The organism is bacterium (assembly GCA_021371935.1).
GTDB lineage: Bacteria > Armatimonadota > UBA5829 > UBA5829 > UBA5829 > UBA5829.
The window spans coordinates 197422-217800 of record JAJFVF010000022.1 but is presented as its reverse complement, the minus strand read 5'-3'; the positions used below and the strand labels follow the sequence as shown (position 1 = coordinate 217800).

The 20379-nt window shown below is 44.7% G+C and carries 15 protein-coding genes; 12 read left to right on the top strand and 3 right to left on the bottom strand.

The window, feature by feature from the left end; all coding sequences use genetic code 11:
* Positions 1-20: 20 nt before the first annotated feature.
* Both LLG46_15475 and LLG46_15470 read right to left on the bottom strand, forming a co-directional pair.
* Positions 21-767 (bottom strand): SPASM domain-containing protein, encoded by a 747-nt coding sequence (locus LLG46_15475; GenBank protein MCE5324695.1) that lies wholly within the window; start codon positions 765-767, stop codon positions 21-23.
* A gap of 405 nt (positions 768-1172) precedes the next feature.
* Positions 1173-2126: an SDR family oxidoreductase gene (locus LLG46_15470; GenBank protein ID MCE5324694.1), complete on the bottom strand. Its 954-nt coding sequence runs from the start codon at positions 2124-2126 to the stop codon at positions 1173-1175.
* A 338-nt stretch (positions 2127-2464) separates the two neighbouring features.
* On the opposite strand from LLG46_15470, the gene LLG46_15465 reads away from it, so the two are divergent.
* Genes LLG46_15465 through LLG46_15445 form a run of 5 tightly spaced genes read left to right on the top strand, consistent with a single transcriptional unit; the run spans position 2465 to position 8187 of the window.
* Positions 2465-3304: an ABC transporter permease gene (locus LLG46_15465; protein ID MCE5324693.1), complete on the top strand. Its 840-nt coding sequence runs from the start codon at positions 2465-2467 to the stop codon at positions 3302-3304.
* A gap of 3 nt (positions 3305-3307) precedes the next feature.
* The gene (locus LLG46_15460; GenBank protein ID MCE5324692.1) at positions 3308-4573 is read left to right on the top strand and encodes a polysaccharide ABC transporter ATP-binding protein; all 1266 of its coding nucleotides are present in this window, start codon (positions 3308-3310) and stop codon (positions 4571-4573) included.
* 39 nt (positions 4574-4612) lie between these two features.
* On the top strand, positions 4613-5896 hold the full coding sequence (locus tag LLG46_15455) for a glycosyltransferase (GenBank protein ID MCE5324691.1): 1284 nt from the start codon (positions 4613-4615) through the stop codon (positions 5894-5896).
* An 18-nt stretch (positions 5897-5914) separates the two neighbouring features.
* Positions 5915-7102, top strand: a complete 1188-nt coding sequence (locus tag LLG46_15450; GenBank protein MCE5324690.1) for a glycosyltransferase — start codon at positions 5915-5917, stop codon at positions 7100-7102.
* Positions 7099-8187, top strand: coding sequence for a glycosyltransferase family 4 protein (locus LLG46_15445; protein MCE5324689.1), 1089 nt, complete (start codon positions 7099-7101; stop codon positions 8185-8187). The genes LLG46_15450 and LLG46_15445 overlap by 4 nt, the downstream gene beginning before the upstream one ends.
* Here LLG46_15445 and LLG46_15440 read toward each other — a convergent pair.
* A complete protein-coding gene (locus LLG46_15440; protein ID MCE5324688.1) occupies positions 8184-9779 on the bottom strand; it encodes an O-antigen ligase family protein in 1596 nt (531 codons plus the stop codon). The genes LLG46_15445 and LLG46_15440 overlap by 4 nt on opposite strands.
* A gap of 193 nt (positions 9780-9972) precedes the next feature.
* Between LLG46_15440 and LLG46_15435 the strand changes: the two genes are divergently transcribed.
* The 7 genes from LLG46_15435 to LLG46_15405 all read left to right on the top strand — a co-directional run bounded on the left by LLG46_15435 (position 9973) and on the right by LLG46_15405 (position 20370).
* Entirely contained in the window at positions 9973-12288 is a 2316-nt protein-coding gene (locus LLG46_15435) for a DUF11 domain-containing protein (GenBank protein ID MCE5324687.1), read from the top strand.
* Between the two features lie 408 nt (positions 12289-12696).
* The gene (locus tag LLG46_15430; protein MCE5324686.1) at positions 12697-14013 is read left to right on the top strand and encodes a UDP-glucose/GDP-mannose dehydrogenase family protein; all 1317 of its coding nucleotides are present in this window, start codon (positions 12697-12699) and stop codon (positions 14011-14013) included.
* A gap of 64 nt (positions 14014-14077) precedes the next feature.
* Positions 14078-15703 (top strand): exosortase, encoded by a 1626-nt coding sequence (gene xrt / locus LLG46_15425; GenBank protein MCE5324685.1) that lies wholly within the window; start codon positions 14078-14080, stop codon positions 15701-15703.
* Positions 15700-16842, top strand: a complete 1143-nt coding sequence (locus tag LLG46_15420; protein MCE5324684.1) for a glycosyltransferase — start codon at positions 15700-15702, stop codon at positions 16840-16842. The genes xrt and LLG46_15420 overlap by 4 nt, the downstream gene beginning before the upstream one ends.
* Positions 16829-17872: a GNAT family N-acetyltransferase gene (locus tag LLG46_15415; GenBank protein MCE5324683.1), complete on the top strand. Its 1044-nt coding sequence runs from the start codon at positions 16829-16831 to the stop codon at positions 17870-17872. Before LLG46_15420 ends, LLG46_15415 begins: the two co-directional genes overlap by 14 nt.
* Positions 17873-17917: 45 nt before the next feature.
* Complete coding sequence (locus tag LLG46_15410) at positions 17918-19123, top strand: glycosyltransferase (GenBank protein MCE5324682.1); 1206 nt, start codon at positions 17918-17920, stop codon at positions 19121-19123.
* Positions 19124-19137: 14 nt separating this feature from the next.
* Positions 19138-20370 (top strand): hypothetical protein, encoded by a 1233-nt coding sequence (locus tag LLG46_15405; GenBank protein ID MCE5324681.1) that lies wholly within the window; start codon positions 19138-19140, stop codon positions 20368-20370.
* Positions 20371-20379: the final 9 nt, after the last annotated feature.

The window sequence follows — 20379 nt, the reverse complement described above, 5'->3', positions numbered from 1 at the left end:
TGCTGACGTGGGCTGGCAACTCAGTCAGTTGTTTGTTTCATATAGTGCTTAGTGCCCCAAAAACTCGGACAACCAATGCAGCCTTTGCTATTGTCATCAGTGGGTTTGCCTGTCACAAACATTTGTCGCAGAGCCTGATATTTTGCACCGTTCCAGACCGTTAATATATTATCACTAATTGCGTTTCCCATATTGAATTTATCACTGCAGCATGGACAGACCATTCCATCGCAACAAATGATAGCAGTCCTGTAGACCCAAAAACATGGTTTATGTGTCCGATCTAGATGCTCTAACTTATCGGCGCGGAATTTCAAACGATCCGGATCTCCATGGTCGAGAACAGAACTGAACCGGTCGAATCCAATTTCTTGACTGAGTTGTTTTGCATCATCGTACTGATGCTTGTTGTGCCTAAAGACAACGAACTTGCATTCCATCAGTGGTGTATGGGAACCAACCTTTTTCTTGAGTTCGATCAGCCTTCTGCTGTTATCGAGCACCCAGTTCAATTTTCCACCTCTGCGATACTTTTCGTAGACCTCCTGCGTGGTTCCGTCTACCGCCACTATAAGGTGGTCAAGTTTGCTGTCTATAATTTTCATCAGATCGCTGTCGGAAAACTTGTAAGATAGATTGGAAGGTACTTCCGATCCAATGTTGTGATCATGGCAGTATCTGATCATATCAAAGACTTCAGGATTGGTGAATGCGTCACCGCGAAGACTAAAACTGACAGAGACAGTAGTATCAACTATTGGTTCCATTATCTTTACAAAATCATTGTAAGAGAGTCTAAGGTTTTCTGGTAGGGTCGGACCATTGCCATCCTTATGCCACGAACACCCTGGGCAGTGCAGCTGGCACATTGCTGAGGCCTCGACTTTGACGGATAGGGGACGACTTTTCAAAACAGTTTTGCACGCACGCATCTCTAAGGTGTTTCGTAATATGTTTATTATTTTTTTCGGCGTCAGGTACCGTATCACCGTCCTGCAGTGCCGTTTCACATAATCAATCTGATATGACATCAGCATAGGCGATTTCATTGACGTAACTCCATTTTTATAATCTGCATCGATTGAAGTCTCCGTTGGTAAACACAATAGCCTGATGAAAGCCGATGTGGCTAAAGGCGACTATACCAACCGTTTTTGACTCTATCGTATCTATCAGCAGCATTCTTGCTGTTTACAATTTTGTTTGAACCAGCTATAGGTTTTAGCTAGCCCTTCCTCGAACCCGATTTTTACCTTGAAATCTAGTATTTCTTGTGCGCGTGATATGTCTGCGTATGAGTACATTATATCACCAGTGCGTTGCGGCTCGTGTTTAGGGATGAGCTGTTCACCATGAAGACTGCTTATAAGTGCAAGAACGTTGAGGAGCGTATTAGTTCCTCCTGCCGCAATGTTAAATATCTTTCCGGCTGCTTTTGGCTTTGTTGCAGCGAGTATGTTTGCCTCAACCACATTGTCTACATAGGTAAAATCTCTCGACTGCTCGCCTGTTCCATAGATTGTGGGCTGTGTTCCGGTATGTGCTGACATAATGAAAAGCGGAATTACAGCGGCGTACTGGGACATAGGGTTCTGCCGTGGTCCGAAGACATTAAAATACCGCAAGGCAACAGTCTCAAATCCATATGAAGCATAAAATGCCATGCAATACTGCTCTGCGGCTAGCTTTGACACTCCATAGGGCGAAAGCGGACTTAGCATCATATCTTCCCGTTTCGGCAGTGTGGGTGTGTCGCCATAAACAGACGATGACGATGCCATAACCAGCCGCTTCACACCGGCGTGCCTTGCCGCAATCAGCAGGTTCAGAGTCCCATCCACATTTACTGCATTTGAGGTAAATGGTGCTTCAATCGATCGTGGTACTGAAGGTAAAGCTCCTTGGTGAAGCACATAGTCAACTCCATGAACAGCCAATTGCAACGTTTCGGGATCGCGAAGGTCTCCATCAATGATCTCGATATTGTCTTCTACACAAGCGAGATTGCTGTGGAGTCCAGTGGAGAAATTGTCAAGCACACGCACGTTTTCGCCTTGCCTAACTAACTCTTCGGCGATGTTGCTTCCAATAAAACCAGCTCCACCGGTTATCAGATATTTGCTCATATGTGCCTCCATTAATTATGAAGCTTGCTGATGTTCAAGTTGCACAGCCATAATATTCCATATCACACGATTATTGCCATATTGGATTTGAGTAACAGCTCAGAGTATATTAGTAAGGATCAAGTCACGTTATCTTGGGCGCAGTGAGTGGTTACCGCGATAGTTGCCGCCTCAGAGCGACAGATTGCGGAAGATTATTTCTTTGACAATGAGCAATTATGGATTTACGCATTTGAGTTTTGACACTGATCTGTCTATAATACAGATATGCCCTAACTTACATTATGGGCACTGCATCAATGTATGTCAACACTTCATACAACTTAGGAAATGCATGCATGAATATTAAGGTATCTTATCACCCCGACAACTGTCTCAGACAAGGCAGAATAGGTATTGTCAAGGAGATTTTTCGAGAAGTTATAGCAAATAGGTGGCTTACCATTCAGATTCTTAAACGTGATATGTTCGCGATGTACAAGCAGTCAATCGCAGGTCTCCTTTGGCTCCTAATTAATCCCATCGCAATAGTCGCTACCTACATGATACTGAGTAAATCTCAGGTATTCAATATCGGCAAAACTGGGGCCCCTTACCCAATATATGCAATCCTTGGTATGTCCGTATGGCAATTGTTTGCGGTGGGGTTGGTTACAAGTGCGAACTCTTTGGTAAATGCAGGCTCTATGATTTCAAAGATCAACTTTTCGAAGAAATCTCTGATAATAGCTTCTGTCGGCAGTTCCATTCTTTCGTTTCTCATACAGTTTGTTTTGGCACTTGTGCTCTGCATTGTGTACAGAGTAGTGCCTAGTCCATGTATCCTATTGCTTCCGATTCTTGTTATTCCAATGATGTTATTGAGCCTTGGAGTTGGATTTATGGCAGCATTGCTTAATGCTGTAGCTCGTGATTTTGGTGCAGCTATACCTGTTTTGACAAGTTTTTTTCTCATGTTGACTCCTGTACTCTATAGCCCAAAGTCCAGTCTGATTGCGGTAATGGCACGTTACAATGTGCTCTACTATTTGACCAGTGTTCCGCGAGAGATAGCGCTAACAGGGCACACCCATCATTTGCTGGGTTATGGAATATCTGCAGTGATAAGTGCACTTGTACTGATGGTTTGTATAACAATCTTTCATTTGACCGAAAGTAGGATTGCTGAGAGGATATAGTTGATGAGTAGCGATGTTGTTGTTAGAGTCGATAATGTTTCCAAGAAATTCTGTAAATCGGTCAAAAAAAGCATGGTGTACGCTACTTTTGATATAACCAGAAATCTACTTGGCATTAGCACTCGTTCTGGTAAGCTCCGATCACACGAATTTTGGGCGGTCGATGGTGTATCGTTCGAGTTACGACAGGGTGAGAGTATAGGTCTTGTGGGGCCAAATGGCTCTGGAAAAACCACGACTTTGCAGATGATCAATGGAATATTTTGGCCTGACAAAGGTGAGATAACAGTGCAGGGCAGAATTGGAGCACTGATTGCCGTGGGAGCAGGTTTCCATCCGATGCTCAGCGGTAGAGAGAATATATATGTCAATGCTGCTATTCTCGGAATGACCAAATCGCAAGTAGACAAGCAACTCGATTCGATAATTGACTTTGCAGACATTGGTGATTTTCTTGATACTCCAGTGAAGTACTATTCGAGTGGAATGTTTGTAAGGTTGGGCTTTGCTGTTGCGGCGCACTGCAATCCTGACATTCTCCTTGTGGATGAGGTTTTGGCGGTTGGGGATGCACGTTTCCAGCGTAAATGTTTGAATCACCTCATGGAACTAAAGAAGAGCGGTACTAGTTTCATACTTGTCAGCCATAATATGCAGTCTGTTGAGGGAGTGGCAGACAAAGGCATTGCTTTCAATAAAGGGCAGGTTGTTTACGAGGGTGATGTGACCGAGGCCATTGCGAAATATGAATTGTTGATGTTGCAGGATTCGGTTTCGGATGATGTGTGGAGTGCTTCTAGTAGTGACCCCGATTCTTTGCAGCTAGTCAAAAGATATGCTGGTTATGGAACAGATGAGGTTGCTGTGGAAAGCATCAAACTCTTTGACGAAAACGGTGTTCCATGCAAACGCTTTGATTCTGACTCGCCGATGGTGCTTTCGGCCACTATAAGGTCATCAGTCAAAGATGACATGCGCTTATTGGTAAATCTCATCAATGAACGTGATATACGATGTCTTGGGCTGGCGCAGCAAGTTTCTGTGTCTGAGGGCATTCACGAGCTGAATTTCAAACTTGATCCTTTGCAAATTTCTACTGGGCGCTACAAAGTGCAGTTCGTATTGTTTGATAGCTTATATACAAACCCTTTTACTCAAGGTCATTATGGGTATTTTGACGTTGAGAAAAGGTGTCCCGTTAGAACACCTGGTGAAAATTCACCGCTGTGTTGGGTTGCACCGAAAATTAATGTAGTTGATCTTTCGTAGTGTTGTGAACAATCTTAAGAAAGTGACAGTTGATGGGCTGTGGTAGACAATCTTTCCAACCTCAGTGTTCCTCGTATCTTGTTCCTGGGGATAAATTCTTCGGGGTGGTTTTTCCAGAATTTATGGCATCTCCAGCAAAAAATTCTGAATCTAATGCCTGGCAGCATCATTTACGGTCCTGGCTTCCAATATACAAACAATTATGTACCTGAGATAATAAGCGAACGCTTTGGAGACTGTCTGCCGGATGCAGTATTTTGTTTCATTACTGAACGTCGTCTACTTGGCGAGCCTTTTGATGAAGCACACTGCCGAAGGTACGGACTTGAAGGTGATCTGACCGTATTTCCTAGAGGCTTGAAAGATACAAAGCTACCTAAGATCATGTGGATCACAGATTTCTGGAGTTGTACACGAGATGAGTGGGACCATATACTCTTGGGTAATGGTTTTGACTTTGCACTTTCGACTTGCTGTCCCCCGTTTGGTTCACGGGCTGTCTTCGACCGGTTTTTCAGCCAGCGGGTTCAGGAGGCAGTTCGCTTTGTTCCGTGGCCGCACAGCATAAGCACAGAACTGTTTAGAGACTATGGGCTGCCAAAGTTATATGATGTTACATTACTCGGACTGCTAGCAGAGAAATATTATCCACTAAGAACAGCAATGGCAAAGGCATTCGCAGATGAACGGGCTATTACGTACTTTAGTAACGCTCATCCTGGCTATGATTATATATCTTCTACTGAGGCTTTGGTTGGAGAAGCATATGCCAAGGTTCTAAACCAGTCTAGGATATTCGCTTCTTGTACTGGTATATATGGGATTGCGTTCCAGAAAATATATGAAGCGATGGCTTCTAAAGCGGTAATGCTCTGTGACAGACCCTATGGTGCGGAATATCTGGGGTTTATCGATCGCGAAAATTACCTTGTTGTGACTGAGAACAATTTTATTGAGGTGGCCAAGCATTATCTTCGTTATCCAGACGAGCTAGATCGGATATCAGCCAATGGACGCTCTTTGGTTGAGAACTGTCATAGTGTAGATGTCCGTGCGGCAGAATTTCGTGACACCATAACGTCTCTAATTTGCAGAGAAGAACCTACCGGTTGGGCGGAACTGTTTGATGATTGCCGAAGAACTGACCGGCAGTGGCTTGACGTGAGAGACGCCGTCATTGCAAAGTGGCGCATATACCGTACTGCAAAAAGGCATCAGAACGCTATAATGCTGCACTTACGCTCAACTGTTTCGCGTATATTACGTAGGTTACGCCATTTGGTTGGAATCAGCAGATCGATACTACCAATCAACCGGATATGATTTTTGTGGTTTCGCTACATGTGTTGCAATCTACCCACAACTGAATACTTACGAGGCGTGCTCAACGGCAAGAGGATTATATTCGTCCTTGAAATGTTGGAAATGGGCGGTGCTGAGCGGCAGGCGCTTATGCTTGCCAGGTATCTTAAAGAAGAGATTGGTGCCAATGTTCATGTGGTTGGGTTCAACAGTCCTGGAGCCGGGGCAAGGCTTTGCGAAGAGCTTGGGATCGAGTGGAGCATCATTCCTATATCGATTCAAACCGGCAGACGGAAACGCTATATTGCGCCGTTCGTTTTTGCCTTCAGACTGCGTAAACTAAAGCCAGATGTGTTGCTGTCATATACAGTATCACCCAATGTGTTGTGTGGGATTGCCTGGAGATGGACAGGGGCAAAGTCATGTGTCTGGAATCAGCGTGATGAAGGCACTGAGAGAGCAGACAGGATTTTAGAGTGGTGTTCAGTGCGCAATACGCCGTGTTTCATCGCCAATTCTCAGGGTGGTGCCGATTTTCTTACAAAAGTGCTTGGTGCAGAAGACCGGCGTGTATCTGTTGTTCATAATGGCATTCAATTGCCTGATCCACTGATCACCCAAACTGGTTGGCGCGAAAAGCTGGGGATTTCTCCAAGCGCTTTCACCGCGTGTATGGTTGCAAACTTTCGTTGGCCAAAAGACCATGCCACTCTGATCAGAGCATGGCGACAAGTAATTGATCATATCTCTGCCTGTGTAGATGAGTCTCCGGTGCTTCTATTCGCTGGCAGGTTTGATGGCACAGCAGAGACAGCCAAAGCATTGACCAGAGAACTTGGTTTGGATGGTGCTGTTCGCTTTCTCGGGCCTGTGGGTGATATTTCGGGATTGTTGGGTGCTGTTAATCTCGGCATTCTTTGTTCGGAATCAGAAGGCATGCCCAATAGTGTGCTTGAATCTATGTCGGTGGGACTGCCGTTTGTTGGCAGTGATGTGCAGGGGATTCGAGATGCTGTCGGGCCAGCAGGCTGTGAATATTTGGTCACTTCGCGTGATGCCGACGGACTATCAAAAATGATATGTCGCTTTATCGAGTCCCCGGAGCTATGTGCAGAGCAGGGAGAAATAAACGCAAAGCGCATTAAAGACGAATTTTTGCCCGAGCATATGTGCAATAGAGCCACACAGATCATTTCTGACTCTCTGGTCGCTGGAGGAAACAAGTGAAAGTACTTCACATAGGGTTGGATTGTACTCATGGCGGCGCTGAAAGCTTTCTTGCTACTCTTATCAGAGAGCAACGCAAGGTGGGAATAGAAGCCGATGTCTTTTTCAGAAATGACTTTGGGGCAGCCAGCCAGTTTCAAAATGTATGCAGAGTGATGTTCGTGAAACATAATCTGTTGGTCGATGTACTGCTGAAAGAGAAGTATGACATTATCCATGTGACCAGTCATGCCGCAAGCTGGGTGCGAAAACTGCTTTTCTGTTCGCTTTACCGCGGTCCTATAGTTGAGACATCTCACGCTATGGGTTCATGTGATGATTTGCTTCATGCCGATTATGTAATAGCCGTGTCTAGAGCTGTTGCGAACAGCATCGAAAATAAGTGTACGAGCAAGCTTGAAGTTATCTACAATGGGATAGACACATCAATCTTTTTTCCCCCAGCTAATAAGTCCATACAAAAGCCAATATTGGGTTGGGTCGGCAGAAGTAATGATGGAGTAAAAGATTTTGCTGGTCTTGTAGCTATTTCGCTGCATTCGTCTGCCCGGAATTTTCAAGTGATAGTTGCTGACGGTTCGCCGGCCAATCACGAATCCGGCAACTGGCTCCCCCGCAGCGCGCAGGTCAATTACCGGATGCCGTGGACAGAAATGCCAAATTTCTACAGATCGATTGCGGCATCTGGTGGATTTCTACTTTCGACCTCCCGGTTGGAGGCTTGTCCGATGAACATGATAGAGGCGCAAGCGTGTGGTTGTCCAGTAATAGCTCCGTCCGTAGGTGGAATACCTGAAATAGTGAAGCATATGCAAACAGGATTTATCTACAGTAGAGATGGAGGCGTGGAAGCGATAGCTGACGGCATTGATTGGCTTTACCAGGATTATGAAACCGTGTCAGAAAACGCGATCAATCACGTTCTAGAAAACCACACGGCGGCGGCAATGTGTAATCAATACAGTGCAATTTATGAAGATGCAATAAAGTCTCACAGAATTACCGGACTCACGAGGTTTGGACGGATGATGCTTCGTTCAGCAATGCCATGTGTAAAACATGTTTACTCAGCTATTTCCCATTAAGATTCTTGCTTTGCAGCTTCAGCTAGCGCGGGAACAGAGACTGTATCTGCACTTTGACTTTGTTTGGTGTCTTGTAGTTCTTTTGCACGAAATACCATGGCGTACATGACGAACATCAAGTAATAGAGGTAAGGCTGTGACTGCAGCTGTGTGACCGTCATAGCAATCAACACCACGGCCGAGTAGGCCAATGTAACTGACGCAAGATTGTGTCCCAATAAACCTTCGGTGGGCAGTTCATTTCTAAGTCTGGAGATGGCTACGATGAAGGCGAGTATAGCCCCGAAGTGGAAGATGAATCCAAAGACGCCATTTACAGCAAAGACGAGCAGGTAATTATTGTCGGGAAATGCCAGTTTTTTATCTTCCCCAAGTCTTGGATGTTCCCACGAACTTACGTATTTTTCCATTACGGCAGTATAGTTTTCGTTTCTGAAATCGCCAATACCCAACCAGAAGTTGTCATCAATCATATTTATCAACGTTCTTGTCATAGCAACGCGCCCATAGTAATTCTCCGGATCCGACATTCGAACATTGAATTCTGGATCGAGCATCAGTTTTGGTATTGTGAATAAAGCGATAATTGCAATTGCTGTCAGCATTATGCTATATTGGCGCCGTCTGCCTTTTGAGATCAGAAATGCAACAATCAATCCGACAGCGTATCCGCCGTATGACGTACGGGTATACGTAAAGAACACGGCTATTGATATGCAGGCGACAACTATGTAACCACATACTAAAATCCATTTCTTTTTCACAAAGCTCATTACATGGAGAAAAGCTAGTAGTCCAGCACAAAGTACGGTGCCGGGAGCGACCTGGCTGTCAGATGGGCCTACGGCGCGTCCCCGCGCGACATCTTGCCACTTCAGAAGTACTGGATTTCCAGTTATTGCACTATGCCACTGATATCCTGTATAGTGCTCATAGAATCCGGATACGGTCCATAGGAGTCCAATTACGCAAATTGCTCCAATCATCAGTTTTATCTGTTTTTCATTTTCAAGCGTCACCTTAGCTAGAAAATAGATGATGCCAGGAACAAGAATTAATTGCAAGATGGCTGCATGAGGTTTCGCTGATCCTGTACCAAGTCTGATGAGGGGCCACACATTGCACCACAAGACAGACAAAATCAACAGTATTTCAGTAATAGTCGGCCGCGCTATTTTCTGTCGATAAACTAAAAATTTTGGGATGGCGATCATAGTCAGCAATGCCATAATCAGAAGATCGAACTGCAGATAGTATTTATGCGGCTTTAGTGGAAAATACCAAGTCCATGGTACAAGCACGAGCCATGTAGCAAGCATAAAAGCCGAATTCTTTGCCGCAATAATAATGGATAAAATGGCGACTCCTGCAAGTATAATTAAGTACCAGTAACTGCTCCAATTATTAATCCCTCGTGCCAGTAATAACTGTGCTCCAACAAATAGCAACAGACCCGATATAATTATCAATGCACGCCAAAACTTGCGCCAAACCAAGGCGGCTGATCTTCTAAGGTAAGGTAAAGATTGCTTGGGCAACAGGTTAAATTTGCTTCCATTCAGCATATTTTTTACTCTGTGTGCAATGTTCATTAATAATTAGTCCTTGGAAATGACGAAAAACTTATCAGAAGCCTTTGTCGTAATTGTTCAGACATTTGATTATAGGCACAAGAGTGCTAAATATCAACACCTTCAGGACGGCTTAGGTCCGATACAACGGAAAAAGGTTGTGCAAAAGCAATTCTCTAAAAGTCATATGGCACAAATCAGGGCATAATGATGTATGATTGATTATGCGACTAAACATGCGGAGGTGCCTGTTATGATACGCCATGCCTTGGTTCCAGTGTTCCTGGTATCGTTGCTTGTGTTTTGCTGCTTTGGTTATTGTGATGGTACACGTCTAGATCTTTTGCAGGGGTGGTCAGACTTCGAGGCTGCAGATATAGTTACCAGATGGGATTCTTCGTATACCGGCACAAGTGCGTATGACTACGTAACAACTTGGCCCGGTTATAGCATTCCGACAGCCAACGATACTGTGGCTATAGGCTGGGAGCGAACTTCAAGCGAGGAAATCGATCCCATAGGCAACAAACTGACATACAAACTTGTATCATCGGGAATTAATGGGTCAAAGTGTCAGTATTTTGGGCTGAAGGGACCTGGAATCGCTGGTTGGTGTGGATTGTCTGCTGTTGCTTTTAAAGACCAACACGGAAGCTCATTTTTTCACGATGGTGACAAGGTTGTCTTCAAAATCGATCAAGTCAAGATGTCCGACTACAAATCCACCAATGCGAAATATTGGATAAGGATACGTACTGCCACTGACCAAGTGGTTAAGTATATCGATGCATCCGAAACGGCCAAGTCGGTCGAGGCATCGCTTACTGTCACCGAAGGGGAATCCAGGGTGATTGCAGAGATATTTGTTTATGCAGATCTAAGAAATTTCTCCGCACAGCCAGGAGCATATGTTGATGGAGCACATGTTTATGTAGTAAGATCGGGCAGCAGCGATTATGACATGCTTTCCATGTCTAGATATAGATCGATCAAAACAGCTGCTATGTTCTGGCACCCGTGTCGTTGGAACGAGTTCGAAGCTGTTCAGAACTATGATTACCTAATAATGGCAGATGATTCGACATTGAATTATATACAAAAGATTAGGTCTCTTAATTCTTCAACCAAGGTTTACATGTATCAAACGAGTGACGTAATAAAAACATACGGCGGCGCATATGATAGCTACTGTTGTAGTTCACCGTTGGGATATTGTTATGTTGTTAATAAGCATCCGGAGTGGTTGTATACAAATGGCATTAAGTCGAACGTTTTTGTTTGCAGCCCGGTATTTACAAATTCATTTTATGCGAAACATTATCTTGCTACTTATCAGAATCAATGGGTAAATAACCTGATGGAACGTATTGGTTCAACCAATCTTGATGGTATATATATAGACAATCTTGAGGAAGTGGCCAGAGATCCCTCGAACACAGATGTTCCCATTACCAAACCGGAGATTAAGGCTTGGGATATCCAGAGCTTTCTTCATGGTACTGTACCGCAACTGCATTCTGCAGGTCTTCAGGTAATTAAAAATGGTTGCAGGCAATTTCTTGAATCGGGTCAGGGAATTATCTATATGTACCCTTTTTGGAAACCGAACAATGCATACACCGAATCTGACGGTTATACGGCTAACAGTACTACCAATACACCTAATGCTACATTCCAAGAATGGGCTTTTTTCTCTCCTTTTACCTCGTCTGTAGCCAGAAACAATTACGACAACATTTACTGGCTGCAGTGTTTGTCGGATATGGATGCAGTAAAAAATTGGAATACAGCTACGGGAGAACAGGCATTATCAAGTGATCAGAGAAAAATGCTGTTCGTAAACGTACGCGGTGCCGATTCAACCAATGATCCTGCGTACGGTCTTGATGGGTGGCTGCACTTTGGCCTGTGCAGTTATCTGCTTGCGCAAAATGATTGGACTGTGTTTTCGTGCGGCATTGTATCTTCTGATGCAGCATACAATTACTACGCCGACATGGATTACTCAATCACCCAGAGTCTCGGTGACCCTACTGGCGCACATACTGCAAATTTGGGTGATTCCTACTGCCGATGGCGACAGTACAAGGCTAACGACAGTGGAGGAGTAGGAGGAATTGTTGTTGTCAACGCAAACACTGCTGCAGTGCGAAAATTTACGGTTGATTTTGATGCGATTGACGAGTCCGGAAATTTAGTACCGAAAGGGACCAAGATCAGCCTACAACCACATACAGGTCGGATTTTCCTGCAGCGTCAGACATTGAGTGTTACACTTTTGGTTTCAAACGAAAGTGTAACTCCCGGTCAGACGGTTAGCGTTACTGTAACGTACAAAAATACAGGCAGTGCCGCGCTCAAGAATGTTAGAGTTCAGGTTGTTGTTCCTGATCAGATGACATATGTTGCAGGAAGCGCTGAGAAGACCGGTGGGCATTACTATTCCTCTACAAACACTGTTGTCTGGACAGTGTCGTCTATCCTTGCCAATGGGAGTGGGGTTCGGACGTTTCGTGCAAAGGTAAAATGAGTCGGTACATGAGGTAAATTCGGCCTCGCAGGGAACCGTGTTTGCATATTCCTACGTATATCTAGCATTGGTAGGTTATGGGCTGCAACCTAAAGATAGCGGCGGCAACGGCGATAATTGATACTGCGGGCAGAGCAGGGAAGGGATCAATTTCCCTGTTGAAGAAGCATTAACCAATGGTATATTGATAGCTAATGCACGGAAAAAACAACTGAGCTGACACCTGGCATTATAAAGCCGAGATTTCACGCGAACTCTGGCGTTGACGAACAATAATGTCTGTCTGCACAATAGTTGTGTTGATGCATATAGACAGCACAATTACAATTTTAGCTATATTGCCGAGTTTGCCTCCTAGTTAAAGATAACCATTTAATAGCGGGAGAGCCGCGTTAGGAAATAGAGACAATGAAGCTTTGTATAATTGGCGCCGGATACGTTGGTCTGGTGACGGGCGCCGTATTTGCCGATCTTGGATACATGGTCTACTGTGCTGATACGGATAGTAACAAGATTGATATGCTAAACTCCGGTAGGATGCCGATTTATGAACCCGGACTTGAAGAGATAGTTGAACGCAACACACGCGATGGCAGACTATTCTTTTCAACGGATATTGGAGAATGCGTCAATCGTTCTGAAGTGATCTTTATCGCGGTCGGAACTCCACCCGGAGATGATGGTTATGCTGACCTTAGCGCTGTCGAGGCTGTGGCGAAGACCATTGCACAAAACATGTCGGATTACAAGGTGGTTGTCAACAAAAGCACTGTGCCGGTGGGGACAGCAGACTTGGTAAAGGAGATCATACTTGCCAACCGCACAGATGATTCAATTGAATTCGATGTCGTCTCGAATCCTGAATTTCTTCGAGAAGGCAATGCGGTAACTGATACCCTAAAGCCGGACAGAATCGTGATAGGATCTTACTCACAACGCGCTGCAATGCGGCTGGTGGAGCTTTATGCTCCGCTTGAACGACCAATGGTACTAACAGATGTGCATTCTGCTGAGGTAATCAAATACGCATCAAATGCGTTCCTTGCAACCAAGATTTCTTTTATCAATGCAATAGCTAATATATGCGAGTTGGTGGGGGCCGATGTGCACAAAGTGGCGAAGGGAATTGGCCTTGATAGCCGAATAGGGACGGCGTTTTTGAATGCCGGACTCGGATGGGGCGGGTCGTGCTTCGGAAAAGATACTGCTTGCCTTGTTGCCATAGCCGACAGGCATGGATACGATTTCGGACTGCTCAAATCGGTAATAAGCATCAACTCCGAGCAGCCGAGTCGGTTTGTCAATAGAATCAAGAATGTTTTGGGCAGCCTGGCTGGTAAGAAAATAGCCGTGCTTGGACTTGCATTTAAGCCAAACACTGATGACCTTCGAGACGGTAAGTCATTGCAAATAATGGCTGAGCTAAATGCCGAAGGTGCTCAGCTAACGGCTTATGATCCGATAGCCATGGAAAACGCCAGGCAGGCGTGTCAGGCTTATCATTACTGCAAAGATCCATATATGGCAGCGGAAGATGCCGATGCAATTGTTATTGTAACCGAATGGAATGAGTTCAAGTTCCTGGACTTCGATCGACTCAAGCACATCATGCGTGTTCCATTGATCTTCGACGGAAGAAACATGTTTGATCCTGAACGAATACGTAGTAAAGGGTTTGAATACCATTGTATTGGAAGAGCTACTATCAACCATACAGATTATTAGCATGAATTTATCCGATACCCCGAGGAAATCCGGATTGAAAGCCGGTCTTAGGAGGATTGTGTAGATGGGAAAGTCCCAAGGCGTTCAATCATCAAGTTCATCAGCAAGGATTATGGTTCGATATTGGCCATTGGTTTTGGTGGGTGGACTGTTTATAACAGTACAGTGGCCTGTACTAAAAGACTGGTGGAAAATATGGAACGCGCCATACAGTTACTTTTCCCACGGGCCGCTTGTGCCTTTTATAGCTGGTTACATGGTTTGGGCAAATCGAAAACGCTTAAGTGACACATTGGCGAAACCGTCTTGGATAGGATTTATCGTTCTTGTTGTCTCAGCCCTGCTCTTTGTTTTGGCCAGGTGGACCCTTTCTGGTTCGTTGAATGCGGTTGTCTTCATAATGATGTTATTTGCCATCATTATGTCACTTCTTGGTCCTCGCATCACAAGGCTGCTTTTTGTGCCTGTGGCATTCCTCCTAAGTATGATACCGCTGTCATCAAACCTGCTTGATGCTGCGACCACAAAACTGCAATGGCAGTCCGCTGGTCTGGCAGCTAAATTGCTTACACTTACTGGATACAATTCAACACTCTCGGGAGCAACTGTCTATTCAGACTATTTGCCTGGACCGCTTATTGTGGGTGTGCCATGCAGTGGCCTTAGAACATTGATATCATTGCTGACTTTTACGGTTTTCTTCATTTGTCTTGTAAGGGCGCAGTGGTGGAAAAAAGCAATATTACTTGCAATTTCATTTCCTTTGAGCCTTTTTATAAATGTGCTCAGAATTGCAATGATTGGATATGCTGGTATCTGGACACAGTCTTCGGATGCCATGCATAAATTCCACGACTATAGCGGCTATTTAAGCCTTATCATATGTTTCTTTCTGCTTTTTGGTTTGGCTAAGCTCATCGGCATACGGTCTTTCGGAATATCATCTGATACGAATCAGGTTCCTGCCATTCAAGATTCACATAGGGTCGTGGGAGGTGGAATCATGGGGGTTCTGGTTTGTGCTGTTTTGGCTGTTACGACCTATTGCAACATGCATACAAGCCCGATCTATCCTCAGACAAGGGGGCGACTTGCTAGAGCTGACATACCGACACAGTTTGGCAAATGGACCGGAGAAGATATGTCGATCGACAAAACTACGCGAGACTGGCTAAAGCAGGCAGATCTGTTAAGCCGCTTATATACTAACAACTCCGAATATGGAACGCAGATGCAGGTATTCATTTCTGCGTCACGAGACCCAGCAGGCTTCCATGATCCCCATATGTGCATACAGGGTGGAGGCACGCCAATCAGCGGTGACAAGATAGTAACTTTGCATTTTGATAAGCCTTTTAAAACCACAGTGAAAGCTACGCTGTTGCATACAACAAGTGATTATGGTGATGGGCTTGTAATGTATTGGTATATGTTCGATCGCGAGAACATGCCGCGTACTAGCGATGTCTGGAAGAAGAACCGAGATAACCTCTGGCATGATGCCATTCGATTGATTCTACACCCCTGGGACAAGCCGGCGATCAAAAGTGAGGTTGAGGCAAGGCAATTTAAGTGGTATAGATTTTCCACTCAGATTATTGAGGATGATGAGACCGATCTTGAGCGTCTGAAGAAATTTGCTACCGATTTTGTTGCCCACGTGAAGAATTTTGGGGAGATGAAATCGTGAAAGTGGCTATTGTTGGGCCATATCCACTGAATCCATATGTATTGCGTGGTGGAGTTGAAGCTGCGACCCATTATCTTGTTCAGGGCCTTATACAACGTGATGACGTAGATTTACGTATCTTTGCACCGACCAAATCTGTCGATAGAGACACACTGGTAAAGCACAAAAACGTTACTGTACATTATCTTGCAGAAAAAAAACGACGCTTGATGCCCAATATGATAGCGAATATCCGACGTCTGAGCAGTGCAATTGATAAGTGGCATCCTGATCTTGTTCATGCTGAGCATCCATGTGGTGCCTTGGCTGGATCCAATGCGCAATATCCCACAGTGTTCACGATACATGGGGTCATTCATCGTGAACAAAAGTATACGACGGGAAGCATTGTATTATTACTCAACCGTTCGCTTCTTAATCATCTTACAAAAAAAGCACTATTACTTTCGGATTATGTTATTCCTGTAAGTCCTTATGTTGTCAGCGAATATAAGCCACTTATACGTGGCGGGATTAGAATAATTCCCAACGCTGTAGACGATTCTTTCTTTCACATTCCTAATGCCGACGCTGGTAGTTTTTTGCTCTATGTAGGCAATATTAGCCCACTTAAGAATATAACAGGTCTGATTCACGCATTTCGTCTGATTTTGGATAGAGTTCCTGACTCGAAACTCATGATCGCAGGTATTGCCAGCAGCAGACTGTACTCAAAGGAAGTCAACGCATTGGTTTCAGACTTGAGTTTGGCAGACAATGTGCATTTCTTAGGGACTCTAGATCAGTCTGAATTGGAAAAACAATATGCTCAGAGTTCTATCGTGTGCCACTTCTCCTCACACGAAACTTTTTGCCTAGCCTTATCTCAAGGTATGGCAGCGGGAAAACCTGTTGTCAGCACGGATTCCGGTGGTCCTTCGAGTCTGATTGATGACGGGCGGACTGGATATCTCGTGCCAGTAGGCGACGAAAATGCTTTTGCGGACAGGTGCATCAAGTTATTGTCGGATACCAAACTGCGCAAAAGGATGGGCGATGAGGCTCGAAAAGAAGCTTTAGCAAGCTTCAGTAAGGAGATTATTGCCGAGAAAACAGTTGAGGTATACAGGGAGGTACTCGGCACAAATGCTTGCTATTGATCCCCTGACTGATCCTCGATGGACGGAGCTTGTAAATCGGCATCCCAATGCTTCAGTCTTTCACACACGCGGTTGGCTGGAGGCACTGCGGCGGACGTACGGGTATGAGCCAATTGTTTACACAACCACTCCACCCGGCGCTGATCTGGAGAATGGGATTCCATTTTGCGTCATCAAAAGTTGCTTAACCGGTAGAAGGATTGTGTCCCTGCCGTTCTCGGATTACTGCGAACCATTGCTTACACAAGACTCCCAACTGGTTGAAATATTGCATCAAGTCGCTCAAGACATGCAAAAACGACGGTTAAGTTATGTCGAGATCAGACCCGTCACGTTTCTGCCTAAAGAAGCTGTTGTTGATAGTGACCTGACAGTCAGTCGAAAATACTGTCTGCATAGAGTTAACTTGACTCCAAGTGAGGAAACACTGTTGGGTGGGTTTCACGAATCCTGCGTCAGAAGACGTATAAAGCGGGCTGAACGCGAGTGTCTGACCATCGAAGAAGGCCACTCCGATGATCTGCTCACCAAGTTTTATCATCTTCTTATTATGACTCGACGCAAGCACCAATTACCGCCTCAACCATTGTCATGGTTTCGCTGTTTAATAGAATGTTTGGGTAAAAATGTCACAATCCGAGTTGCTTCGAAGGATGATATTCCAGTGGCTTCAATTGTCACTCTTTTCCACCGGGAGACCTGTTACTATAAGTATGGCTGTTCAGATCCTCATTTTGCGAACTTATCCGCAACCCCGATGCTATTCTGGCGGGCCATTTTGGACGCAAAGGCCAGTGGTGCAACCGAGTTCGACTTAGGGCGAAGTGAACCAGAAAATGTTGGCTTGGTAACGTTCAAGGATCGTTGGAACTCCAAAAGAACGATGATTGAGTATTATCGCCATCCCAGCACATCGATTGATTACACAGGAGATGGTGCAATTATGCATCTTGCAAAGCGGGTGTTTTCGATTTTGCCCGATAAGCTTTTTGAACTAACCGGTAATACAATGTACAGGCACATGGGATAAATGAAAATGGTTTCATCAACAAACAAGGATCGTAAGAGAGTGGCTATGATAAGTTACTCTTTCTATTACAATGACGATCGTATTCGCCGTCATGTGTCGAATCTGGTTGAGTCGGGATATGACGTGGATATGATATCTCTTCGTTATAAAAAAGGCAACGAAAACCAGGATACTGAACATGTCAGGTTTTTCTATCCGATGGAGCGCAGCTACGGGCAATCCCAAATCAAAATGATAATGGCATACATCATTTTTTGCATGCGGTGCAGTTGGATAATGTTGCGTGCACATCTTTTTCAACACCGACTTTCGCTTGTTCACGTAAATAACATGCCAAATTTCCTGGTGTTTTCTGCGTTACCTTTGCGGTTGTTCGGAACAAGGGTTCTGTTAGATGTGCATGATGCTGTACCTGAAAATTACCAAGAGAAGTTTCATGGTCCGTTACTTAAAATACTCACACCCCTGTTATTTTGGGAAGAAAGGCTGTCGATGTGGTTTTCTGACTATGTTATATGCACTGAACATACGAAGTTTGGAAGACTACTGCAAAATGGTCTGAAAAAACGCAAAGGTGCTGTGGTAATGAACGCTGCAGATCCCGCGATGTGGGACAGAAAGACCGTAGGCATATCTCAAAAGCGGGATTCATCCTATCGGATGGTCTATCATGGCACATTGGCACGTCGCCTGGGACTGGATATCGCAATACTTGCAGTAAAGGAGCTTGTGCCTGTAATTCCTGATATAAGGTTCGACATCATTGGTGATGGCGACCAAAGAACTGAATTGATACAAATGACGGCTGATCTTGGCTTACAGGACCATGTTTTTTTTAGTGATGGATTTGTGAGTGTGACCGAACTGCCTGCACTGTTGAAAGATGCGGATGTAGCAATTGTACCTGCCAAAGACAGCATTGCGTTCAAGTATAATTTATCGTGCAAGCTCTTGGACTATGTGGTATTTGATATACCTTGTATTGCATCTGATGTCCCTACGCACACCTACTATTTCAGCAACGATCAGATGAGGTTTTTCAGTGCGGGTGATATCGAATCTCTGAAATACCACATACAATATCTCTATGAGCACCCTGAAGAACGTGTGCGGCTTGTGCAAAAGGCCAGGGAATTTCTTGAGTTACACGACTACAACTCTGAGTGCAACATATATAAGAATGTTGTTAGATGTCTAGTAGACCGGAAGTGGGACGAACTGCGCGCGATTTCCGATTCTTGTAAAATATGAATGTGGCAATGGATATGCTTAATTATATGCAGGACTATTACCTGTTACCCGATGATATTGTAAAAAACCAACATGATGTTCCATCTGAAGTCGTAGAAACCTTTTCTAAACTGGCAAACGATTTGCATTGTGATCTGCAGCAGTTAATAGATGTTCTGCTCAACGAAAAATACGTTGAAAGAGGCCACTCAGGCAAACTGAGTAAATGGACAAGATCGATTTACTATCTTCTCAGGCCATTTATGGGTGTGGGTTTTCGTCGATACCTGCAGCGGGCGGCTCTGAGAGGTTGGGATGCCATTCCATTCCCACATTGGCCCGTGGATACTACAATTGATGACCTCATGCGGCTGTTTCTTGCATCGATTATCAAGAATGATAAGACAGAGTGTATTCCATTTGTCTGGTTCTGGCCCAAGGGTTTTGATAGTTGCGTCATAATGACCCATGATGTAGAATCTCAGCATGGTCTCAGCTTTTGCGGAGAGTTGATGGATATAGATGACAGTTTTGGCATAAAGTCGTCTTTTCAATTGATACCTGAGCGGCGGTATCATATTTCAGCAAATGAGCTTGAGTTGTTCAGGGATCGAAGTTTTGAGATCAATGTACATGATCTCAACCATGACGGTCATCTTTTTGAAGATGAGGCCACTTTTCTCAGCAGAATTGAGCAAATCAATAAATACGGCAAGGACTTCGGTGCGCGAGGTTTTAGATCGGGGGTGCTTTATCGTAGACAGGAATGGTATTCATCACTTAAATTCTCTTACGATATGTCGGTACCCAATGTGGCACACCTCGATCCTCAAAAGGGTGGGTGCTGCAGCGTATTTCCTTACTATATTGATGGTGTATTGGAAATTCCACTGACCACCATTCAGGATTATTCGCTTCTGTGCGTACTGAACGATTATTCTACAAAAATATGGAATGTACAGTGCGGAATCATATCAGATCGAAACGGGCTGATGAGCTTTAACGTACATCCTGACTATATCAGAGACAAACGGGCTATGAGCGTCTATCAGGATCTGCTTGGACACATAAGAGACGAACTGATAGGTAACCGGCGCTCATGGCACACTTTGCCCGGCCGTTTGGCCGATTGGTGGAAACTCAGGCAGGGTTTTCGCCTTGAGATTGTAAACGGCAATTGGGAAGTGACCGGGCCTGGGTGCGAAAATGCAGCTGTGGGTTTCGCGACTCTTAGGGATGGAGCCTTGAGATTGTGGAGCAACAGTTGATCTGATGGA